Raw genomic sequence first — 20,677 nt, 5'->3', positions numbered from 1 at the left:
GCAACCGGGTAGCAGTGTTCAAAAGCAGGTTGAATGTGGGGGCGAGTCCATACATAGCAGCTGGCGAAGCCTGCGTTCGGCTGCGAAGCAGTCGTAAACCCTGCGCACGCGGTTTTCCTGAGGTACCGCGTCGTTGGATTTTACGACTGCTGCGCAGCCGAACGCAGGCTTCGCCAGCTGCTACAGAGATTGGGTTAGCAGATCGATTGCAGCATTCGTTGCAGCATGGCGTCGCAGGCGGTGAGTTGTTCGAGGCTGACGAATTCGTCGGGTTTGTGGCCTTGATCCATGCTGCCGGGGCCGCAGACGACGGTGGGAATGCCTGCTGCGTCGAACAGACCACCTTCGGTGCCGAACGCTACCGTTCCGAACTCTCGGGAGCCGGAGAACGCTGCAATCAACTCAGCCGCTTCACTGTGCGCATCGGTCGCCAACCCGGGATACGCCGACAACTCGCTGAAGCGAATCTCACTCTGTTCACTCACGGCACGCATGCGCGGCAAAACCTGCTGTTCGGCATAGGCCTTCAGCTCCTGCGCAACCTCACTCGGATCATGCGAGGGCAGGGCACGGATTTCAAAGTCGAAGCGGCAATCCGCGGGGACGATGTTCAGGGCCTTGCCGCCGGAAATCACGCCGGTTTGCACCGTGCTGAACGGTGGATCGAATCGCGCATCGTGATGCTCGGGCGCTTTGAGCCGGTGGCCAATCCGCCCCAGTTCACCGATCAGTTCGGCTGCGTATTCAATCGCATTGACCCCAAGCGGCGCGTACGCCGAATGGCAGGCTTCACCGTGAATGTCGCAACGCATCGCCAGTTTGCCTTTATGGCCGAGCACCGGTTTGAGTTCGGTCGGCTCGCCAATGATGCAGAGCATCGGTTTGACCGGGCGCTTCTCCAATTCTGACAGCAACGAACGCACACCGAGGCAACCGACTTCCTCATCATAGGAAAGTGCGATGTGCACCGGCAGCCGCAGCGTGGCTTTAACCAGCGCCGGGACCAGGGCGAGCACGCAGGCGATGTAGCCTTTCATGTCCGCCGTGCCGCGACCGTACAACTTGCCGTCGTGCTCGGTGAGTTTGAACGGCGCAACGGTCCACGGCTGGCCGTCGACGGGCACCACGTCGGTGTGCCCCGACAGCACGATGCCAGGCCGGTCAGCCGGGCCGATGGTGGCGAACAGGTTGGCCTTGCTGCGCGGCTCGTTGTAGACCAGCTCGCAAGGCACGTCGAAGCATTCAAGGTAGTCGCGGACGAACTCGATGAGGTGCAGGTTTGATTCGCGGCTCGTGGTGTCGAACGCCACCAACGTTTTTAGCAAATCGAGGCTGTTGCTCATCGGTCGTCTCCGGCGACACCGTAGCCAGGGGATTTGTCAGGGGCGAGGGCGCGGTCGATGTAGTCCTGAACCTGTGGGCGATAGGCGTCCCACAATTTCTCAAGCTGGCCGATCGGGTCGTGATCCGCCCAATCTACCCGTAGGTTGATGATCGGCCAGGTCAGCTCGCCGACCACTACCACCGCCGCCGAATGCACCGGCCCGGCTTCGCCGCCCGCCGCGATGGCCGCTTTCATGGCCGCGAGCAGGCGGTCGGTCAGTTGACCTTCGCCATGCTCGAACGCCTCGACCATGGCCTCGATCACTGATCGGTCCGCCAGCATGTTGCCGGCAGCGACGCATTGGTCGCCGGACACGGCATTGTGGTTGCCCAAGGTTTGCGCGCCGCTGAAGTGCGCCGTTCGGCCGAGATGGTCAATCGCTGTGATCTGGCGGTATTGGCTGTAGCCGTTGCGGGTCAGGACTTTGTCCAGTGCTTCAGCAGGCGCGAGGCCTTGTTCCATGAGGGCAAGGACTTCCGGGCCGAGCGATGGCAGGGTGATGTTTTGCGTAGAGACGGCGCCGACACCCGGCAGCAGCCAGGGGCAACGGGCGCCGACGGCGATGCTGGAGGAACTGATCGCAATGCCGAACTGACCGGTTTCGGGGCAACGGGCGGCGATGGAGAAGGTCATGGGTTTTGCTCCTTGGATTGCCTTGGCGAATGAGGTGTCTGTGCGGACGCCATCGCGAGCAGGCTCACTCCTACAGAGGATCTTCGGTGGCCACAAAATTTGTGTACGACGAATAACCTGTGGGAGCTGGCTTGTCTGCGATGGCCGCGACTCGGTAAACCTGCTTACTCAGGAATCACCGCAATCACATCAATCTCCATCAACCACTGCGGCTGGCCCAACGCCGACACCACCAACCCGGTCGAAATCGGAAACACCCCTTTGAGCCACTTGCCCACTTCCTGATACACCGGCTCGCGATAACGCGGGTCGATTAGGTAGGTGGTGGTTTTCACGATGTGGCTAAGGTCGCTGCCAGCTTCTTCGAGCAACTGTTTGACGTTGCGCATGGCTTGTTCGGTTTGCGCTCGCGGATCGCCGAGACCTACCAGGTTGCCTTCGAAGTCAGTGCCGACCTGACCGCGAACATAAACGGTGTTGCCGGCCCGGACGGCTTGGCACAGGTCATTGTCCAGGCTCTGGTTCGGGTAGGTTTCCTTGGTGTTGAACATGCGAATACGGGTATGGGTTGGCGTGGACATTTGAAGCTCCTGAAAAAGAAAATTAAGCACTGACCGTTGTTTTGTGGGCGACAGGGGCGGCTTCTGCCTCACGTTGCGCGGCGTCGTGGTAGTCGAGGTATGAACGCTGGATGGCGATGTGATCAGCCACGTACTTGGCGTCGTGCCAAACGCCCCAGATGAACGAAGACCCGCGGCGGGACTGCCACGGCAGGCCGAGGAAATACACGCCCGGCTCGCTCGACACGCCGCGTTGATGCGCCGGCTTGCCGTTGTCGTCGAAGGCATCAACCTTGAGCCAGCTGTAATCCGTGGCAAAACCGGTGGCCCAGATGATTGAGGTCACGCCGGCCTTGGCCAGGTCGAGCTGAAGGATCGGGTTGGTCACGCACTCCGGATCGGAAAAGGTAATGCGCGCTTCAGGTTCTTCCGGCAGGTCCAGGCCATTGCGTTCGATGTAGGCGTCAGCCGCGTTGAGCAGCGCCAGATAGTTCTCGTCGCCGCGCGCCAGGTTCTCGGCAAGGTTCGGTTGAAACGTTGCTACGCCGCCGTTGAACGATTGGGTCAAACCGACCAGCGTCATGCCGCGATGAGCCAGCCCACGGAAGTCCACCGTGCGCCCGCCGTGTGCACCGCTCACCGCGATGGTCACGTGTTCCCGGCCGGGCTTCATGGCCGCCTGATCCCACTCTCCCAGAACACCCAGCCACCAGCAGAAATCACGGTTGCGATAGGCGCGAGGAGGGCGGTCGTGGGCGCCGACCGAGAGGTAAACCTTCTTGCCGGCACGCTGTAGTTCATCGGCGATTTGCACGCCCGACGAACCGGCGCCGACCACCAGAACCGCGCCTTCGGGCAGTTGCGCCGGGTTGCGATAGTCGGCGGAGTGGATCTGCAGGAATGGCTGATCTTTCGGCGCGATTGGCGGGATAACCGGACGCTGGAAAGGCCCTGTGGCAGCCACCACGCGGTTGGCCTCGATCACGCCTTCGGAGGTTTCAATGGTGAAGCCCGGGCGACCGACATTGCGCTCGACCTTCAGCACGTCCACGCCGGTGCGGATCGGGGCGTTGAATTTCTTGGCGTAGGCTTCGAAGTAGTCGGCGACCCGCTCTTTGGGGGCAAAGTCGTCGGGGCTCAGGTCGTCGAAATCGAGACCGGGAAAACGGTCGTGCCAGGCCGGACCGTTGGCCACCAACGAATCCCAGCGCCCGGTGCGCCAGCGCTCGGCGATACGGTTGCGCTCCAGCACCAGGTGCGGCACGCCGAGTTTGCTCAGGTGTTCACTCATGGCCACGCCAGCCTGACCGGCGCCAACAATCAGCGTATCTGTTTTTATTTTTTCAGTGGTCATCTCTATACCCTTCGAAGTTGGATTTAGGTCGGTAACGGCCTGCCATTTCTTGGGGTCAAGACTAGGGATCACCCTGGTATCGGTAAAATATTATTAAGCTGGCATTTGAGTATAAATAACTGATGCAGAGCGTTTGTTTCGGCGGTTTTCCCTTTAAACGCTAGGCGCTGGCATCGGCTTCATGCTCATCGGCGAAGGCCATGAGCACCTCCAGATCGAGTACATCCAGCTTGATTCGGGAAATAAATGCGGAGAACGCCAGGTTGGCGGCGAGCAGACGCAGATCGGAGGCCCAGGCCGGAACATGAACCGGCCCCTTGAGCCAGCCGGACTCGAAGAGCGGCGCCAGGCGCACGGTATCGCCCAGACTGAGGCGCCCGGCGAACAGATGGCCCACCAGTTCCGGCCGGTTGTCGCGGATTGCGATGCGAAGCAGGGTATGCACGCCGAGCAAACCGGTCAGGTAGGCGGCATCCTTGGTGAACGCCGAGCCGCCGCGCAGGTCGGCGCCGCGGAACACCCGTTGGGTCGAGCGGAAGGACTCCTCTTGTGACTGACCGGCGGCGAGAAAACCTTCGAATACCTGAATGAAATCGGCACCATCCAGCGCCTGCTGGACCGCGAGTACGCGCAGGGCGAGGCGGCGCAGGCGGTTGATGTCCATGCTGCCGGTGAACAGCTCGGCCAGGGTGGCGATGCCCTCCTGGGTCTGGGTCGTGCGTGGCGCCCCCAGGCCCAGGCTTTTGAAGTTGGGTTGCAGCGCGCCGTTTTGTGCCGTGGCGACATGCACGAAGGCCTCATGTTGCAACAGCTGGTTCTTGTCCAGTTCCGAGAACAGGGCGCTGGCACGCAGACGGATGCGACTCGCCCCGGCGATGGCCTTGGCGGCCAGGGTCGGATCGAGCACGACGCTGATCCGGCCGGGGCCAAAGAAACGGTCCAGTTCCGGCTGCATCCAGGCGGCGAAGACATCGGCCGGGATGTCGGCCGGGCTCGGTGGAATCCGCGCGCCGCCCAGAAGGGCATCGGTGGTCTTGAGGAAGAATTGGGCCGCGTCCAGCATGCTCAGTTTCAGGCGTGAATAGTAGAAGTCCGGGCGCCGGTACAGCGCTGACGAATACTGAGTAAAAGCCGGTGTGCCGATGGCACCGAGCATGTGCCCCGCCGTGGCATAGCTGCGCGCCGTCATGGCGAGGTGACGCCCGGCCGGATGGCCCTCATCGCAGCGGCCGATAAAGGTTTCAAGGGCGGCGATGTCGGCGCTGTGGTCACGCGGGCTCAGCTCGACCTTGGGCAGTTCTGCCTGCCCGGCACGCCAACGTGCCAGGAACACCTCCTCGACCCCATCCGGCCAGGCCAGGGCCTCCAGCACGCGGATCTTGCGGGCCAGGCCGGGCAGGGCGGCATCGAGTTCGGACAGGGGCGCGGCGCTCACAGAGACCTCCTTGGAAACAAGGTTCAATCGCAAAAGTTTAGTCGTTGTCGATGCATTCCGTTGTGAGAGCTAAAGTCTGAACTAAGCTGTCCGGTGTGCTTGCGGATGCAGGGTTCAGGCCATCCTGGCACGGCTGAAAACCAGGACCACGCTGACGCAGCCGCCGTGGCGAGGATGAGCGCATGCAAAGCACTGACGAGCAAAAACGGGCCCGTGTACTTGATCCGGTCGATCGTGTCACGGAGGTCATCTTCGGCCTGCTCATGGCAATGACCTTCACCGGGACCATCAGCGTGGCCACGTCTGGCCAGGAGGCGGAACGGACGATGATGATTGCCGCGCTGGGTTGCAACCTCGCCTGGGGCCTCGCGGACGCCGTGATGTATTTGCTGCGAACCCTGATCGAGCGCACACGCAACCGTACGCTTCGCACCAACCTGCTCGGGGCGAAGGATGCCGCTGCCGGGCAAGCGCTCATTGCTGAGGCGTTACCCGCGCGTCTCGCCGCAGCGGCCGGCCCTGAAGAGCTGGAATCGTTGCGTCGCCGCCTGGTCGACTATTCATCCATGCCGGCACAGCCGCGCCTCGGTTGGGATGATTTCAGGGGCGCTGTCGGCGTTTTCCTGTTGGTGGTGTTATCGACATTCCCGCTTGTCGTGCCGTTTCTGTTGCTCGACCAGACAGCGCTCGCCGTGCGCCTGTCTAACCTGGTCGGACTCGGAGTGCTGTTCATCGCCGGTTGGATGCTCTCGAAGTACGCCGGCGCAAAACCGTGGCAAGGCGGTCTGGCGACGGCAGTTACCGGCGCTGTACTGATCACTGCGATCATCGCGCTCGGCGGATGAGCAGATTGCAACCCTACGCTGTTTATTGGTGAGGTCTCGATCATGGCAAAGGACAAGAAAAAAGCCCCCAAGAGTCAATCTGCTGAAAGCCCGAAACTGAAGGGCAAGGATTACCTTGAGCAACTGCGCACCCTGCACGTCGAACTGGTCAAGTTGCAGGAGTGGGTAAAAGCCAAGGGCATCAAGATCTGCATCGTCTTCGAGGGGCGCGATGGCGCTGGCAAGGGCGGAACGATCAAGGCGATCACCGAGCGCGTCAGCCCGCGTGTCTTCCGGGTGGTGGCGCTGACGGCGCCGAGTGAGCGAGAGAAAAGCCAGATGTATATCCAGCGTTACCTGCCGTACCTGCCTGCGGCGGGCGAAGTGGTGATCTTCGATCGCAGTTGGTACAACCGGGCGGGCGTCGAGCGTGTGATGGGGTTTTGCACCAAAGAGCAGGTTGCCAGTTTCCTGAAGACAACGCCTCTGGTGGAGCGTGCAATCGTCGCCTCGGGCGTGATCCTGCTCAAGTATTGGCTGGAAGTCAGCGAAGACGAGCAGACCCGCCGGCTTCAGGAGCGCATCAAGGATGGGCGCAAAATCTGGAAACTGACCCCCATGGATCTCAAGTCTTACAGCCGCTGGTATGACTATTCACGCGCGCGTGACGACATGTTCAAGGCCACCGACACCGATCATGCCCCATGGCTGGTGGCCAACTCCAACGACAAGCGGCGGGCGCGCCTTAACATCATCAGCGATTTGCTCAGTCGTATCCCGTACAAGGAAGTAGCGCGCGAGGAGGTGATATTGCCCAAACGGCAGAAGCCAGCCGGCTATCGCGACCCGGGTTATCCGCATCGGCGGGTTCCCGAAAAATTCTGACGGGCACATGTAAGCGAATCTGCGCTGTCTACCTATAGGGCACAGTTCTATGAGCGATTCGGACGCTTCGCCACCCGTCCCGGAACCGGGCCGGATTGCACGCCGCAATACCGGCGACGAAACCGGCTGGGACCGCTGGCTGCCTGGGCTTCGCACGTTGCGCGGGTACCAGATTGCCTGGTTGCGTCACGACATCATGGCCGGGCTGGTGCTCACCACGATGTTGGTGCCCGTCGGCATCGCCTACGCCGTGGCATCGGGCGTCCCCGGCATCTATGGCCTCTACGCGACCATCGTTCCGCTAATCGCTTACGCATTGTTCGGGCCTAGCCGGATTCTGGTGCTGGGCCCGGATTCCTCGCTGGCCGCCGTTATCCTGGCGGTCGTCCTGCCCCTGTCGGGCGGTGACCCGCAGCGCGCCATCGCCCTTGCGAGCATGATGGCGATCGTTTCAGGCGCCGTGTGCATCCTGGCGGGCATCATGCGTTTGGGTTTTATTACGGAGTTGCTGTCCAAACCGATCCGCTACGGGTACATGAACGGCATCGCGTTGACCGTATTGATTAGCCAATTGCCCAAGTTTTTCGGTTTTTCGATTGAGTCCCACGGCCCGCTGAGAAACATTTGGGCCATCGTCACCGGGGTGATGGAAGGAAAGACCAACTGGGCCGCGTTCACGATCGGCGCAGCCACCTTGGTTGTGATCCTGCTGCTCAAGCGCTTCAAGCGCGTGCCGGGCATCTTGATCGCCGTGGCAGGTGCGACCGTTGCCGTAGGTGTGCTGGACCTTGCCGCGCGTGCGGGGGTGTCGGTCCTCGGTGTTCTTCCACAAGGTTTACCTGCGTTCGCCATCCCCTGGATCACCCGCGCCGATATGGTCCCCGTGCTCATCGGCGGTTTCGCCGTCGCCCTGGTGTCATTCGCCGACACCAGCGTGCTCTCGCGTGTCTATGCGGCACGGACCCGTACCTATGTCGATCCTAACCAGGAGATGGCGGGGCTTGGTCTTGCCAATCTGGCGGCGGGATTTTTCCAGGGCTTTCCGATCAGCAGCAGTTCTTCACGTACCCCCGTGGCTGAAGCCGCAGGTTCCAAAACCCAGTTGACCGGGGTTGTCGGCGCGTTGGCAGTGGCCTTATTGCTGATGGTTGCGCCGAACCTGTTGCAGAGCTTGCCCAGCAGCGCACTGGCAGCGGTCGTGATCGCGGCGGCCATCGGCCTGATTGAAGTCACCGACCTGCGACGCATTTATCGCATCCAGCGCTGGGAGTTCTGGCTGTCGATCGTCTGTACCGTAGGCGTAGCTGTGTTCGGTGCGATCGAGGGCATCGGGCTGGCCATCGTGATCGCCGTCATCGAATTTCTGTGGGATGGCTGGCGGCCTTATTCCGCGGTGCTGGGGCAAGCCAAGGGGGTCAAGGGCTACCACGACATCCAGCGTTATCCCGACGCCAGCCTTATCCCCGGCCTGGTGCTGTTTCGCTGGGATGCGCCGTTGTTTTTCGCCAACGCCGAACTGTTCAATGCGCGAGTGCTCGACGCAGTGGCAACATCGCCAACGCCCGTGCGCTGGTTGATCGTTGCGGCCGAACCCGTCACCAGTGTGGACGTGACCTCTGCCGACGTGTTGGCTGAACTGGACGACACCTTGCACGCAGCGGGCATCAAGTTGTGCGTGGCCGAGATGAAAGACCCGGTCAAGGACAAACTGAAGCGATTCGGGCTGTTTGCACGGCTTGGCGAATCGGCGTTCTTTCCAACCATCGACGATGCCGTCGAGAGCTACCTCGTGATCCATCCGGTGGAGAGTGCGGGTCGGCAGGACGCGGCGCGCTGAGTGGTATTGGTGTCACTCAGCGACGGTCCTTTTCAACGTTATCCAGATCGACTGGATCGCCCGGTTTGACGCCGAGTTTGTCGCGAATATCCTCGAACATCGCGTCGTATTCCTTGTGCCCGCGCATGATGAGACTGGCACTGGTGGGCACGCCATGCCTGGCCGCAGCCTTGGCCACGTGGCTGGCAAAATTGAAGGCCGTGTCGCGGTGCATATCGAATTCTTCAGTAAAGCTTTTACCTGATACCGCTCCGTCCATCTTGAAGTGCATCAGCATGCCTTCCTTCGGGTCGCGGCGGACTTCATAGAAGACATCAATGTTGTATTCCGGGACTCCGGGCGTGCCAGGAGCATTAGTACGGTTCAGGTGACCGGGCTTGAACATGATCGGCTCCTTTTCGGATGGATGGCTAGCTTCTTGGCATCGGCTGGAGTCCAAATGACTTGGATTTCAGTCCGTGGAAATCACGTTAATGGAGCGTGTTCCATAGCGTGCTGCTATCAATTTGCAGCAGCGCAAAATCTCCCCTTAAAGCTTAGGTGATCGCTTGGCGTTTTCTACCTCCAAGGTGCACGAAAGGCGTATCCGTACCAGAATGCACGTACCCATTCCGATTCTGGAGAACCAAGATGATCAGCAAAAACACGATTTGTCTGTGGTACGACGGCACCGCGCTCGACGCTGCGACGTTCTACGCCGAAACCTTCCCGGACAGCGCTGTGGGAGCTGTCCTTCGCGCGCCCGGCGACTACCCGGCAGGCAAGCAGGGCGATGTCCTGACGGTCGAGTTCACGGTGATGGGCATCCCTTGTCTCGGACTGAACGGGGGCTCGGGGGTCAAGCACAACGAGGCTTTTTCGTTCCAGGTTGCGACCGACGACCAAGCCGAAACGGACCGCTTGTGGAGCGCGATTGTGGGAAATGGTGGCCACGAAAATGTATGCGGCTGGTGCCAGGACAAGTGGGGAGTGTCATGGCAGATCACACCACGCGTTCTGAGCGCCGCGATCACCCATCCTGATCAAGCAGCGGCCAAGCGCGCCTTCGACGCCATGATGGAGATGGGAAAGATCGACATCGCTGCGATTGAAGCGGCTGTTAAGGGTTAGCCAACGCTGCTGGCGGGCTACTGCGCTTTCCAGTGACCTCCACCCGACTCGCAATCAATTTTCGCCTGACTCAAATGCTCAGCGCCGTAGTAATACGTAGTGACCTGAGCATTGTTCGGAATACTCAGCGCTGTGCTGATCTTGTCCTTGTTTGATCAAAGATCAGCGCTGATAGGGTTTCGAAAACGCGATGAGGCACGGGGTTCCATTGGTTTTTCAGCTGTGGGAGGGGGCGCAAAAAGCGCAGGCCCGATGGTATGCTCGCCGCGCCACGCGCTGGCAATCCAGGGAACACTCTTTAAGGAAGGGGATGGCGGATGATCGATTTCAACAACAAAGGCTTTTTCAAACTCAAGCAAAACAACGAATACGCGGAGCGAGTCACCGCACTGCTGCTGGACGGCGAGCAGGTCATTGATGCCTATAAATCCATGCGCGACGGCGTGGTGTTTACCAATAAACGAATCATCGCGGTGAACGTGCAAGGCATCACCGGCAGCAAAAAAGACTTCACTTCGTTGCCTTACAAAAACATCGTCGCTTACTCCGTGGAAACCTCGGGCACCTTCGACCTGGATTCTGAGCTGGAAATCTACTTCTCGGCGCTGGGCAGAGTGAAGTTTGAATTTACCGGGAGGACGTCGATGGTCGAGATTTCCAAACTCATCTCACAGCATCTGTTGGGTTGAACCCGGATTTTCACGGTCATTGCGGCGAGCTCCAATGCGACCGCCGATTACCCAAGGGAGAACGACATGAGCCAGACACTGGAACGCGCCATTGCCATCGCCGCCGCTGCGCACGAAGGCCAGGTCGACAAGGGCGGAAGCCCTTACATCCTGCATCCGTTGAAAGTCATGTTGCGGGTCACGACGCTGGAAGAACGCATCGTCGCGGTGCTGCATGACGTGGTCGAAGACTGCGGCATCAGCCTTGATGACCTGCGCAAGGAAGGCTTCAGCGAAGCCGTTCTGACCGCCATCGAGTCGGTCACTAAAGTGGCGGGTGAGTCCTATGAAGCCTTCGTCGAACGCGCAGCACAGAACCCGATAGGCCGGGTGGTGAAACTGGCGGATCTGGAAGAGAACAGCGACTTGTCGCGGATCGCGCAGCCGTCGTGGGAAGACCTGGAGCGCGTTGAAAAATACCGGCGGGCGATTGGCGTGTTGCGCTCCTGACGAGCCGAACAAATAGACAATTGTGCCCCGGACTGTGTAGCAGCTGGCGAAGCCTGCGTTCGGCTGCGGAGCAGTCGTAAAACCTGTGCACACGGTTTTCCTGAATCATCGCGTTGCCTGACATCACGACTGCTCCGCAGCCGAACGCAGGCTTCGCCAGCTGCTACACAGGACGAGTTGCATTACTGCGCAATGAATTCGCGAATCGCTCGAATGGTCTGCGTTGGCGCTTCCTCCATCAACCAATGCCCCGCCCCTGGAATGACCACCTGCGTCACCGAGTCCGCTGCATTGCGCATCACGATCGCTTCATTCTCCGCAAAGGATTTTTCCCCACCGACGGCCAGCACCGGCATTGTCAGCCGCGTCGCCATCGACGCTTCGTTGTCCACCGCGTCCTGACGAATGCTGCGGAACTGGGCGAAGGCTGCGTGCATGGCGCCGGGGCGGGCATAGAGTTTGGCGTAATGCTGGCGGGTGGCTTCATCCACCTTGGTGGGGTCGCCCGCGAACTCGTTCCAGAACCGGTCCAGGTAGATGCGCTCACGACCGGCGACCAGGCGTTCGGCATCCGCTCCGCCGAAGTCGAAGTGCCACAGCATCGGTGAGCGGACAATGTCGTTCCAGGGCGGAATGCCCGGCACGGGCGCATCCATCACCACCAGGCGATCGGTCAGTTGCGGATAGCGCGTGGCATAGGCGAAGGCGACCATGGTGCCGATGTCGTGGCCAATGACCACCGAGTGTTCGATACCCAATGCGGCCAACAGCGCACGGATGTCACCCGCCTGGGTCTTCTTGTCGTAGCCGCTGTCCGGGATCGACGACAAGCCCATGCCGCGCAGGTCCGGCACGACGACGGTGTGATCCTTGGCCAGATCGGCGGCCAGTGGCGCCCACATGTCGCCGGTGTCGCCGAAACCATGCAGCAGCACCACGGCGGGCCCCTTGCCGCCGACGCGCACATGGAGCGTGACGCCTTCGACCGGGATGTCCTGAACACGAAAGGCAGCAGGAAATGGCGTCACCCCGGCCTGTGCCGGGACGCTGAGCGCAAGCAGGATAAAAGCGCTTAACAGGATGCGGATCATAACGGTGCCCCCTCGGTGCACGGGGAAGGAACCCCGAAGCCATCTGGATGAGCGTAGACCGTCTGATCGTCTCTGGATGGCCCTCTCCCATACGAGAGAGGGCGGCTGCCAGTCTTATTGGTGATGAATTTCCCGATCCTTGGTTTCCGGCAGGAAGAACGTGCCCAGAATGGCCGTCATCACAGCGATGACAATCGGGTACCACAGCCCGTAGTAGATATCACCCGTGGCCGCGACCATGGCAAACGCCACCGTGGGCAGAAAGCCGCCGAACCAGCCGTTGCCTATGTGGTAGGGCAGCGACATCGAGGTGTAGCGAATGCGCGCCGGGAACAGTTCCACCAGCCAGGCGGCGATCGGGCCGTAGACCATGGTCACGTAGATCACCAGGATGGTCAGGAGCAGCACCATCATCGGGTAGTTGGTCTTGGCCGGGTCGGCCTTCTCGGGGTAGCCGGCGTCCTTGAGCGCGGTGCCGAGGGTGGCGGCGAAGGCGTCGTTCTTGGGCTTGAAGTCGGCGGCCGGCATGCCGGTGCCTTCGAAGCTCGGGATCACCTTGTCGCCGATGCGCACTTGCGCAACGGTACCCGGCTCGGCCTTCACGTTTTTATAGGGGATGGCCCGCTTTGCCAACACGGTCTTGGCGAGGTCGCAGGAGCTGGTGAATTTGGCCTTGCCCACCGGGTCGAACTGGAACGAGCACTGGTCGGGATCGGCGACCACCGTGACCGGGTTCTTCTCCTGCGCGATAAATACGTCGGGGTTACCGTATTGGGTCAAGGCATGGAAGATCGGGAAGTAGGTCACTGCCGCCAGGATGCAGCCGGCCATGATGATCCCCTTGCGGCCGATACGGTCGGACAGACTGCCGAATATGACGAAGAACGGCGTGCCGATCAGCAGAGAGCCGGCAATCAGCAAGTTGGCGGTCTGCGCTTCGATCTTCAGCGTCTGCAGCAGGAAGAACAGCGCATAGAACTGCCCGGTGTACCAGACGACGGCCTGGCCGGCAGTGCCGCCGAGCAAAGCCATGATCACGATCTTGAGGTTTTCCCAGCGGGCGAAGGATTCGGTCAGCGGTGCCTTGGAGGACTTGCCTTCAGCCTTCATTTTCAGGAACACCGGCGACTCGCTGAGTTGCAGGCGGATGTACACCGAGACGATCAGCAGCAGGATCGACAGCAGGAACGGAATCCGCCAGCCCCAGGCCTCAAACGCTTCGGTACCGAGGACCGTGCGGCAGGCGAGGATCACCAGCAGCGAGAGGAACAGCCCAAGGGTTGCAGTGGTTTGAATCCACGAAGTGAAGTAGCCGCGTTTGCCTTTTGGCGCATGTTCCGCCACGTAGGTCGCCGCGCCGCCGTACTCACCGCCCAAGGCCAGGCCTTGCAGCAGGCGCAAGGTGATCAGGATGATCGGCGCCGCCACGCCGATGGTCGCGTAGCCGGGCAAAAAGCCCACGACGGCGGTGGATATACCCATGATCACGATGGTGATGAGAAAGGTGTGTTTGCGCCCGATCATGTCCCCCAGGCGGCCGAACACGATGGCGCCGAAGGGGCGTACCGCGAAGCCTGCGGCGAACGCGAGCAGCGCGAAGATGAAGGACGTTGTCTCATTGACGCCGGCGAAGAAGTGCTTGGCAATGATCGCGGCGAGAGACCCATAAAGGTAGAAGTCGTACCACTCGAACACGGTGCCCAGAGACGAGGCAAAAATAACCTTGCGCTCCTCCTTGGTGATCCCGTGGTGGGGCGCGCTGCCCGTGGAAGTGTTGTCGATTGCGGCCATGAGTCTTCTCCGTCGTTCTTGTTGTAGGCCGGAGTACCTCGTTACCTTTTTTGCCGCACCCAGGCCCTGGGGCTGATGTCGTCGGATTACGGATTGCGCGAAGCATGCACACAAGCTGACCGCCTCGCATCGCTGCAAGGTTTCCTGAAGCATAATCGGCTTCGCGCAGATATCCACTCGCCATCACGCTCAACCCCGGGCTGAAACGCCGCTGGAGGTGTGAAGACTCACGTCTTGATCACGTACCCATAGGCTCGAATGCGACCACCGTCCTGTTTCAAATACACGCCCTGGAGTTCCGGCGTGAAGCCGGGCAGTGAGTTGATACCTTCCTCCAGCGCCAGGAAGTATTTGAGTACCGCACCGCCCCATATTTCCCCGGGCACCACGCAGAGCACGCCGGGTGGATAGGGAAGCGCACCTTCGGCAGCGATGCGACCGTCCGCTTCCGCCAACGCCACCAGTTCGATGTTGCCACGGATGAATTCGAACTGTGCTGCCTGCGGATTCATCGCCTTTTTCGGGAAGTGTTCCTTGCGGAACATTGCCTTCTGCAATTGCTGGACATTGTGGGTGCGATAGAGGTCGTGCATCTCCTGGCAGAGTTGGCGAATGGTGTAGTTGCGATAGCGTTCCTGATGTTTTGCATAGATGGCCGGCAACACCCGGCTCATCGGCGCGTCATCACTGATGAAGCGTTCAAAGCGCGCGATCTGTGCGGCGAGATGAGTCATTTTCGCCCAGTCTTCGGCCGGGGTGAGCAGGAACAGAATCGAGTTCAGGTCGCACTTTTCCGGAACGATGCCATTCTCGCGCAAGAAGTTGGCGAGGATGCCGGCATGGATACCGAAGTCGGTGTAACTGCCATCGATCGGGTCGATGCCGGGCGTTGTGAACAGCAACTTGCAGGGGTCGATGAAGTATTGCTTGTCGGCGTATCCGCCAAAGGCATGCCAGCGATCCTTCGGATGGAATTCGAAAAACCGGATGTCGTTGGCGATGTCTTCGGTCGGATGGTCCTGCCAGGGGCGACCGTCAATGGTGTCGGGCACGAAGGGGCGAATCATGGTGCACGCTTCCAGAATCAACTTGCGTGCGTCGATGCCGAACTTCACACAGTCTTCCCAGAGGCGCAGGCCACTGCGCCCGGAATGGATGCGCGCGTTCACATCCAGTGAGGCGAACAGCGGGTAAAACGGGCTGGTAGAGGCTTGGGACATGAAAGCGTTGTTCAGCTGCGCATGGTTGCAATAACGGGCCTGGCCCTTGATATGGCGATCTTTCTTGTGGACCTGCGACGCCTGGGAAAACCCCGCCTGCTGTTTGTGCACCGATTGAGTGACAAAGATCCCGGGATCGTTTTCATGCAGATCCAGCAGCAGCGGCGAGCAATCCTTCATCATCGGGATGAACTGTTCGTAGCCCACCCACGCCGAGTCAAACAGGATGTAGTCGCACAGTTTGCCGATGCGATCGACGACTTGTCTGGCGTTGTAGATGGTGCCGTCATAGGTGCCCAACTGAATGATTGCCAGGCGAAACGGCCGTGGCAGTTGGGCCTTGTCCGGCGCCACTTCGCCGATGAGTTCGCGCAGGTAATCTTCTTCGAAACAATGGGCATCAATCCCGCCGATGAACCCGTATGGGTTGCGCGCGGTTTCCAGGTAAACCGGGGTAGCACCCGCCTGGATCAATGCACCCTGGTGATTGGATTTATGGTTGTTGCGGTCGAACAACACCAGATCGCCAGGCGTGAGCAACGCGTTGGTGACCACCTTGTTGGAAGCCGAAGTGCCATTGAGCACGAAGTAGGTCTTGTCGGCGTTGAACACCTGCGCCGCGTGTTTTTGCGCCAGAAGTGCCGGGCCTTCGTGGATCAGCAGATCGCCGAGCTTGACGTCGGCGTTGCACATGTCGGCGCGAAACAGGGTCTCGCCGAAGAAGTCGAAGAACTGACGGCCAGCCGGGTGTTTGCGGAAAAACTGGCCGCCTTGGTGGCCAGGGCAGGCGAACGTCGCGTTGGCCGATTCGGTGTAGTGCTTGAGCGCATCGAAGAACGGCGGCAGGAGACTTTCTTCATAGGCTTTTGCCGCGGTCTCCAATTGGTTGCCATGGTATTCGGCGTTGTTGCGCGAGGGGTCAAAAATGCCATTTACCTGAAGCAGAACATCTTGCAGGTGCTTGTAGACTTCCCGGGCGCGGTTGCCGGAACCGGGAGAGGTGACGAGGAAAATGGGGATATCGAAACCGGTACGCTGCAGGACGTCCAAAGCGCCCCCCATCACATCCTCCACAGAGAACACCGCAACCGCGACGTCGGTGTAGTCGGTTTGATTGAGCGGAATCACTTCTCGGGCGGTCTGGAAACAATTGAGCGCGGAATCACTGGCGGCGATTTTCAGGGTTTTCATGCGAGGAATCTCCTAGCGGACAGTCACTTGTCGGCTTTTTCAAGAGATCAATTTAGCGAAGGAGCCTTCAAGGTTCTGTGATCCAAATCATGTAGACATTGGTTATAGACCATGTTGGCAAGGGTTACGGCTTTTCTACCGGTTTTTCCCAAGGAATGCCGACAGGCGTTCGACCACTTCTGTTTCGGCTACCCCTTCGTTGGCGCCTTCATGAAAGACCGCGCAACTCGCCGCGTTTTCGCCATCAACGCAGCGATAGACCGCCACTACGCTGCCCGGACCGGCGCCGGTGTGCCCGCATAACGTCAGATCGCCCATGACCAAACCCTGCATCAGGCCGAGACCGTAGCCCGGGGACGTCCATGGGCGACCGGGAATCGGGCCGCCGAGGACGCGTGCCGTTTGCATCGCTTGCAGCAGCGGGTGTGGCAGAAGGTGCCCGGCCAGCAGGCCGTCCAGACAAAGCGTGGCTTCCTCTAGCGGGCCAACCAGTAAACCGTGATAGACCCAGCCGGGGTCGTAGGATGGCGCGCTCCCCATGTTCACGCCGTCCAGATCGGCTCGCGTTTTGGCGAGGCGTACGCGGGTTAAACCGAGGGGGGCGAACACATGCTCCGTGAGCGCTGCTTCAAGCGTGCGCCCCGTCACGCGTTCAATCAGTCGCACGACAAACAAATAGCCGACGTTTGAATAGCGCCAACCGTCTCCCGGTGCGTAGCGCAACCGGCTGGCATCAAGGCGTTGCAGCATGTCATCGGCCGACCAGGGCGTCTCATGACGGGCCACGGCGTTGTGGTAGTCGGCGAGCTCGCCATAATCCGCCAGCCCGGCCTCATGCCGCAGCAGCTGGCGCAGCGTAAAGGGGCCTTCAGCAACGGTGTCGTCCAGGTTGATCAACCCGTCACGCACCAATGACAGTGCGGCAGCCGCGAGCACGGTTTTGGTAAAGCTCCACCAGGGCACCGTTGTATCCGGCCTTTCAGGCGTGACGAGCGCGCCGTTCGATACAAGGGAACACAGCATGAGTTGACTCTGGAGGGAGGAGGGAGCGAATGGCCCTCGGTTTCTGCTGATCAGGCGTGACCCAACGCAATCGCGAACGAGACCACGATCATGCAAGCAAAGGCAAAATTTAGATTCATGAAGTTTCCATCCAAAACATGTGTGATGGCGCCATCTTGAATAGGTCACAAAGAAATAAAAAATTCGGCTTCATGATTTGAATCATCGAAAGAATTGATGTCTGGGTGGTTTGTGTTTATCCCGCGATGTGGCTAGTCTCGCACAAACACGCAATTACACGCAAAAGCGGGCAAAAACATGCACGATTCACACTCCGCTGCCGAACTCCCTCATCTGCGCCGGCAAAAAATCCTGTTGATTCTCGAACGTGACGGCAAGGTCATGGCGGGCGAGCTGAGCCAGCATTTCGCGGTGTCCGAAGACACCATCCGCCGTGATCTGGCGGAGCTGGCCACCGCCGGGCTGGTGCAGCGGGTGCACGGCGGGGCATTGCCGCGGCCCAAGGATACCGGCAAGGACTATTTCACCCGCGTCAACGAAACCGATGAGGTGAAAACACGCCTGGCGCAACTCGCTGCACGCCAGGTACACAACGGCCAGATTGTGATTTTCGATTCGGGGAGCACGACGCTGCAGATCGCCCGTTCTCTACCTTCGGACATTGCCATTACGGCCGTCACTGCCTCGCCGATGATCGCGATCACCCTGGCCGAATACAAAGGCATCACGGTGATTCTGGCTGGCGGACAACTCAACCCCGCGACCATGTCGGCCAGCGGCCATGAAACCCTGCGGCTGATCGAGGGCATCAAGGCTGATCTGCTGTTCACCGGGGTTTGCGCGATTCACCCGGAAGTCGGCATCAGCTCCCTGCATTTCGACGAGGTGCCGGTCAAACAGGCGATGCTCGCCAGCGCCTCCCATGTCGTTGCCGTCACCACCGCCGACAAACTGGGGGCGGTGGAACCGTTCGTGGTCGCGCCGTGTCAGCGCATTCATACCCTGATCACCGAGCGTCATGTGGCGTCGGGCAATGTCGAGGACTATCAAAAACTCGGGATCGAGGTGGTGCAGGTGGAGGCGTGAAGTGCGTTGGGTTTATTCCCTTCAGCGAACTGTTCTGAAACACGTAACGCAGGCTTCGCCAGCTGCTACAGGTGTGTGTTGAAGCCCATCAACTGAGCACAAAGTCCACCGGTTCCAGCTGCGGTGGCAGTTGCGTCACGCCCAGTGCTGCCAGCACATCCCGTTCGACGCTGCGCACCAGTGCATCGGTGGGCAGGTCGTTTTCATCGCGACCGAACGGGTCTTCCAACTCGTCGCCAATCGCATCCAGGCCGAAAAAGGTATAGCTGACAATGGCGGTGAAAATCGGTGTCAGCCAGCCCAATGGCTCGGCCATCGCGAAGGGCAGCAAAATGCAGAACAGGTAGATGGTCCTGTGCAGCAGCAAGGTGTAGGGGAAGGGCAGTGGCGTGTGTTTGATCCGTTCACAGACCGCTTGCACCTGGGTCAGGCGGGTCAAATGGTTGGCCATGAGCGTATAGCGCCATTCATTGATCGCGCCTGACTCGGCGAGCGCCGAACACTGTTGACCGACCTGCAGCAGAATCCCCCCGCTGATATCCGCCGCGTTGTCCTTGGGCATCGGGTTCAACCATTCACCACTGGCCGCCAGTTCGTTTTCCTTGCGCAGTTTTGCATTGAGCGCATGGGCGAAACCGCAGAGGTTGCTGAGGATATTGTGTCGCTCGTTCGCGTCCTGGATGACCTGGGTTTCGCGCACCATCGAGCGAATGTCCACCAGCATGTCGCCCCAGGCTTTGCGCGCTTCGTACCAGCGGTCGTAGCAGGCGTTGTTGCGAAAGCTCATGAAGATCGACAACGATAAACCCAGCAAGGTGAAGGGCGTTGCACTGACCTTGGAAAAATAGCTCGGGTGCAGTGTTTCGATGAGCACGATGGCCGAAGCGAGCAGCGTTACTAAAAGGCTGCGCCAGGCAATTCGTTTGGCGATCGAGCCCTTGAGTGACGTCAGGACGCCGATCAGATTGGGTTTGGGTCTAACGATCATGGTGTTCAGCCGCCCGTCATGTTCATGAAGCGAACCACCTGGACATCGTCGTTCACTTCGAAAGTGTGCCGATAGGGTTTGAGTTTCATCGCCTCGATGATGGCTTTTTCCAGGCGCTCGGGATGGCCGGGGTGGCTGCGCAACACGGCCTTGAGGTCGACGGCGTGCTCATTGCCCAGACACAGCAGCAGACGACCTTCCGCCGTCAACCGAACCCGATTGCAGGTGCCGCAAAAGTTGTGGCTGTGGGGGGAAATGAACCCCAGACGAATGTGCGGTGCCTCGGCCAGGCGCCAGTAGCGCGAAGGGCCTTGGGTCGACTCGGCGGACTCGATCAGAGTGTAGCGCTCGGCGATCCGTTCACGTACCTGGTGGCTTGCGTAAAACGACTCCGCGCGGCTGTGTTCACTGATGGTGCCCAGGGGCATTTCTTCGATGAAAGAAATGTCGAGATTTCGCTCGATGGCAAAACTCACGAGGTCGTTGATCTCGTGGTCGTTACGGCCCTTCATCACCACGCAGTTGAGTTTGGTGTGACGAAATCCCGCGGCGTTGGCCGCGTCGATGCCTTTGATGACCTGCGCCAGATCACCGGTGCGCGTCAGTTCACGAAAGCGTTGCGGGTCCAGGCTGTCGAGGCTGATGTTGAGCCGTTTGACCCCGGCCTCGAACAACGGCGCCGCGAGCTTGCCCAGTTGCGAACCATTGGTGGTCATGCACAGTTCGCGCAGGCCGGGCAGGGCGGCAATCTTTTCGCACAGCTGCACCACCCCCGGACGGATCAGCGGTTCGCCACCCGTGAGGCGGATCTTGCGAGTGCCCAACGCCACGAAGCTTTCGGCCAGTTGGTAGATCTCTTCCAGGGTCAGCACCCGTTGGCGGGGCAGAAACTGCATGTCTTCGGCCATGCAATACACGCAACGGAAGTCGCAGCGGTCGGTGACAGACATCCGCAGATAGTCCACGCGCCTGGAGAACCCATCGATCAAGACTCGCTCTGACATGACATTCTCGCCGTGAGTTAAAATTGCGCTATTAACGGACTTGTTGAGCGCAGACTAAGAGCAACACCAGAGGGCGTCCAATC

At 60.0% G+C, this 20,677-nt stretch carries 19 protein-coding genes; 7 read left to right on the top strand and 12 right to left on the bottom strand.

Annotation, left to right across the window (positions count from 1 at the left end):
- Nucleotides 1–194: 194 nt before the first annotated feature.
- The 5 genes from argE to QF010_RS21610 form a co-directional block, all read right to left on the bottom strand.
- Nucleotides 195–1,343, bottom strand: a complete 1,149-nt coding sequence (argE, locus tag QF010_RS21630) for an acetylornithine deacetylase (protein ID WP_429533918.1) — start codon at nt 1,341–1,343, stop codon at nt 195–197.
- The gene (locus QF010_RS21625; RefSeq protein WP_033054400.1) at nt 1,340–2,017 is read right to left on the bottom strand and encodes a DUF1028 domain-containing protein; all 678 of its coding nucleotides are present in this window, start codon (nt 2,015–2,017) and stop codon (nt 1,340–1,342) included. The genes argE and QF010_RS21625 overlap by 4 nt, the downstream gene beginning before the upstream one ends.
- A gap of 164 nt (nt 2,018–2,181) precedes the next feature.
- Nucleotides 2,182–2,598: a RidA family protein gene (locus QF010_RS21620; protein ID WP_008027166.1), complete on the bottom strand. Its 417-nt coding sequence runs from the start codon at nt 2,596–2,598 to the stop codon at nt 2,182–2,184.
- A gap of 22 nt (nt 2,599–2,620) precedes the next feature.
- Nucleotides 2,621–3,931, bottom strand: coding sequence for a flavin-containing monooxygenase (locus QF010_RS21615; RefSeq protein WP_429533917.1), 1,311 nt, complete (start codon nt 3,929–3,931; stop codon nt 2,621–2,623).
- A 160-nt stretch (nt 3,932–4,091) separates the two neighbouring features.
- Nucleotides 4,092–5,366, bottom strand: a complete 1,275-nt coding sequence (locus tag QF010_RS21610; protein WP_429533916.1) for a peptidase MATCAP family protein — start codon at nt 5,364–5,366, stop codon at nt 4,092–4,094.
- Between the two features lie 182 nt (nt 5,367–5,548).
- Between QF010_RS21610 and QF010_RS21605 the strand changes: the two genes are divergently transcribed.
- From QF010_RS21605 to QF010_RS21595, 3 genes are read left to right on the top strand one after another with little or no spacing between them, the layout of a single operon-like run.
- Nucleotides 5,549–6,211: a VIT1/CCC1 transporter family protein gene (locus QF010_RS21605; RefSeq protein ID WP_033054406.1), complete on the top strand. Its 663-nt coding sequence runs from the start codon at nt 5,549–5,551 to the stop codon at nt 6,209–6,211.
- A gap of 42 nt (nt 6,212–6,253) precedes the next feature.
- Entirely contained in the window at nt 6,254–7,075 is an 822-nt protein-coding gene (gene ppk2, locus QF010_RS21600) for a polyphosphate kinase 2 (RefSeq protein WP_033054407.1), read from the top strand.
- A gap of 49 nt (nt 7,076–7,124) precedes the next feature.
- The gene (locus QF010_RS21595) at nt 7,125–8,912 is read left to right on the top strand and encodes a SulP family inorganic anion transporter (protein ID WP_429533915.1); all 1,788 of its coding nucleotides are present in this window, start codon (nt 7,125–7,127) and stop codon (nt 8,910–8,912) included.
- A 16-nt stretch (nt 8,913–8,928) separates the two neighbouring features.
- Here the strand turns inward: QF010_RS21595 and QF010_RS21590 are convergent, their stop codons facing one another.
- On the bottom strand, nt 8,929–9,297 hold the full coding sequence (locus QF010_RS21590) for a DUF5064 family protein (RefSeq protein WP_033054409.1): 369 nt from the start codon (nt 9,295–9,297) through the stop codon (nt 8,929–8,931).
- A 245-nt stretch (nt 9,298–9,542) separates the two neighbouring features.
- Between QF010_RS21590 and QF010_RS21585 the strand changes: the two genes are divergently transcribed.
- From QF010_RS21585 to QF010_RS21575, 3 genes are all read left to right on the top strand, one after another.
- A complete protein-coding gene (locus tag QF010_RS21585) occupies nt 9,543–10,022 on the top strand; it encodes a VOC family protein (RefSeq protein ID WP_429533914.1) in 480 nt (159 codons plus the stop codon).
- 317 nt (nt 10,023–10,339) lie between these two features.
- On the top strand, nt 10,340–10,711 hold the full coding sequence (locus tag QF010_RS21580; protein WP_046049313.1) for a PH domain-containing protein: 372 nt from the start codon (nt 10,340–10,342) through the stop codon (nt 10,709–10,711).
- Between the two features lie 66 nt (nt 10,712–10,777).
- Entirely contained in the window at nt 10,778–11,200 is a 423-nt protein-coding gene (locus QF010_RS21575) for an HD domain-containing protein (RefSeq protein WP_033054411.1), read from the top strand.
- Between the two features lie 182 nt (nt 11,201–11,382).
- On the opposite strand, the gene QF010_RS21570 is transcribed toward QF010_RS21575, so the two are convergent.
- The 4 genes from QF010_RS21570 to QF010_RS21555 form a co-directional block, all read right to left on the bottom strand.
- Nucleotides 11,383–12,291, bottom strand: coding sequence for an alpha/beta fold hydrolase (locus tag QF010_RS21570; protein WP_429533913.1), 909 nt, complete (start codon nt 12,289–12,291; stop codon nt 11,383–11,385).
- A 114-nt stretch (nt 12,292–12,405) separates the two neighbouring features.
- The gene (locus tag QF010_RS21565; RefSeq protein ID WP_033054413.1) at nt 12,406–14,082 is read right to left on the bottom strand and encodes an MFS transporter; all 1,677 of its coding nucleotides are present in this window, start codon (nt 14,080–14,082) and stop codon (nt 12,406–12,408) included.
- Between the two features lie 227 nt (nt 14,083–14,309).
- A complete protein-coding gene (gene speF, locus QF010_RS21560; protein ID WP_429533912.1) occupies nt 14,310–16,493 on the bottom strand; it encodes an ornithine decarboxylase SpeF in 2,184 nt (727 codons plus the stop codon).
- A gap of 135 nt (nt 16,494–16,628) precedes the next feature.
- On the bottom strand, nt 16,629–17,516 hold the full coding sequence (locus QF010_RS21555; RefSeq protein WP_429533911.1) for a serine hydrolase domain-containing protein: 888 nt from the start codon (nt 17,514–17,516) through the stop codon (nt 16,629–16,631).
- Between the two features lie 297 nt (nt 17,517–17,813).
- Here QF010_RS21555 and QF010_RS21550 point away from each other — a divergent pair, with 297 nt between their 5' ends.
- A complete protein-coding gene (locus tag QF010_RS21550) occupies nt 17,814–18,602 on the top strand; it encodes a DeoR/GlpR family DNA-binding transcription regulator (RefSeq protein ID WP_033054416.1) in 789 nt (262 codons plus the stop codon).
- Nucleotides 18,603–18,690: 88 nt separating this feature from the next.
- Here QF010_RS21550 and QF010_RS21545 read toward each other — a convergent pair whose 3' ends face one another.
- Nucleotides 18,691–19,590, bottom strand: coding sequence for a bestrophin family protein (locus tag QF010_RS21545; protein WP_429533910.1), 900 nt, complete (start codon nt 19,588–19,590; stop codon nt 18,691–18,693).
- Nucleotides 19,591–19,595: 5 nt separating this feature from the next.
- On the bottom strand, nt 19,596–20,594 hold the full coding sequence (moaA, locus tag QF010_RS21540; RefSeq protein WP_429533909.1) for a GTP 3',8-cyclase MoaA: 999 nt from the start codon (nt 20,592–20,594) through the stop codon (nt 19,596–19,598).
- Nucleotides 20,595–20,677 lie beyond the last annotated feature (83 nt).

The organism is Pseudomonas silensiensis, from assembly GCF_050434865.1.
GTDB classification, from domain to species: Bacteria; Pseudomonadota; Gammaproteobacteria; order Pseudomonadales; family Pseudomonadaceae; genus Aquipseudomonas; species Aquipseudomonas fluorescens_W.
Note: the sequence above shows the minus strand (reverse complement) of the source record. Positions and strands in the feature narration are given on the sequence as shown.

Coding starts and splice junctions, on each gene's coding strand:
- QF010_RS21620 (WP_008027166.1), bottom strand. CDS start 2,598: ATGTCCACGCCAACCCATACCCGTATTCGCATGTTCAACACCAAGGAA.
- speF (WP_429533912.1), bottom strand. CDS start 16,493: ATGAAAACCCTGAAAATCGCCGCCAGTGATTCCGCGCTCAATTGTTTC.
- QF010_RS21545 (WP_429533910.1), bottom strand. CDS start 19,590: ATGATCGTTAGACCCAAACCCAATCTGATCGGCGTCCTGACGTCACTC.
- QF010_RS21550 (WP_033054416.1), top strand. CDS start 17,814: ATGCACGATTCACACTCCGCTGCCGAACTCCCTCATCTGCGCCGGCAA.
- QF010_RS21580 (WP_046049313.1), top strand. CDS start 10,340: ATGATCGATTTCAACAACAAAGGCTTTTTCAAACTCAAGCAAAACAAC.
- QF010_RS21575 (WP_033054411.1), top strand. CDS start 10,778: ATGAGCCAGACACTGGAACGCGCCATTGCCATCGCCGCCGCTGCGCAC.
- QF010_RS21605 (WP_033054406.1), top strand. CDS start 5,549: ATGCAAAGCACTGACGAGCAAAAACGGGCCCGTGTACTTGATCCGGTC.
- QF010_RS21625 (WP_033054400.1), bottom strand. CDS start 2,017: ATGACCTTCTCCATCGCCGCCCGTTGCCCCGAAACCGGTCAGTTCGGC.
- QF010_RS21585 (WP_429533914.1), top strand. CDS start 9,543: ATGATCAGCAAAAACACGATTTGTCTGTGGTACGACGGCACCGCGCTC.
- QF010_RS21555 (WP_429533911.1), bottom strand. CDS start 17,516: ATGCTGTGTTCCCTTGTATCGAACGGCGCGCTCGTCACGCCTGAAAGG.
- moaA (WP_429533909.1), bottom strand. CDS start 20,594: ATGTCAGAGCGAGTCTTGATCGATGGGTTCTCCAGGCGCGTGGACTAT.
- QF010_RS21565 (WP_033054413.1), bottom strand. CDS start 14,082: ATGGCCGCAATCGACAACACTTCCACGGGCAGCGCGCCCCACCACGGG.
- argE (WP_429533918.1), bottom strand. CDS start 1,343: ATGAGCAACAGCCTCGATTTGCTAAAAACGTTGGTGGCGTTCGACACC.
- QF010_RS21615 (WP_429533917.1), bottom strand. CDS start 3,931: ATGACCACTGAAAAAATAAAAACAGATACGCTGATTGTTGGCGCCGGT.
- QF010_RS21590 (WP_033054409.1), bottom strand. CDS start 9,297: ATGTTCAAGCCCGGTCACCTGAACCGTACTAATGCTCCTGGCACGCCC.
- QF010_RS21570 (WP_429533913.1), bottom strand. CDS start 12,291: ATGATCCGCATCCTGTTAAGCGCTTTTATCCTGCTTGCGCTCAGCGTC.
- ppk2 (WP_033054407.1), top strand. CDS start 6,254: ATGGCAAAGGACAAGAAAAAAGCCCCCAAGAGTCAATCTGCTGAAAGC.
- QF010_RS21595 (WP_429533915.1), top strand. CDS start 7,125: ATGAGCGATTCGGACGCTTCGCCACCCGTCCCGGAACCGGGCCGGATT.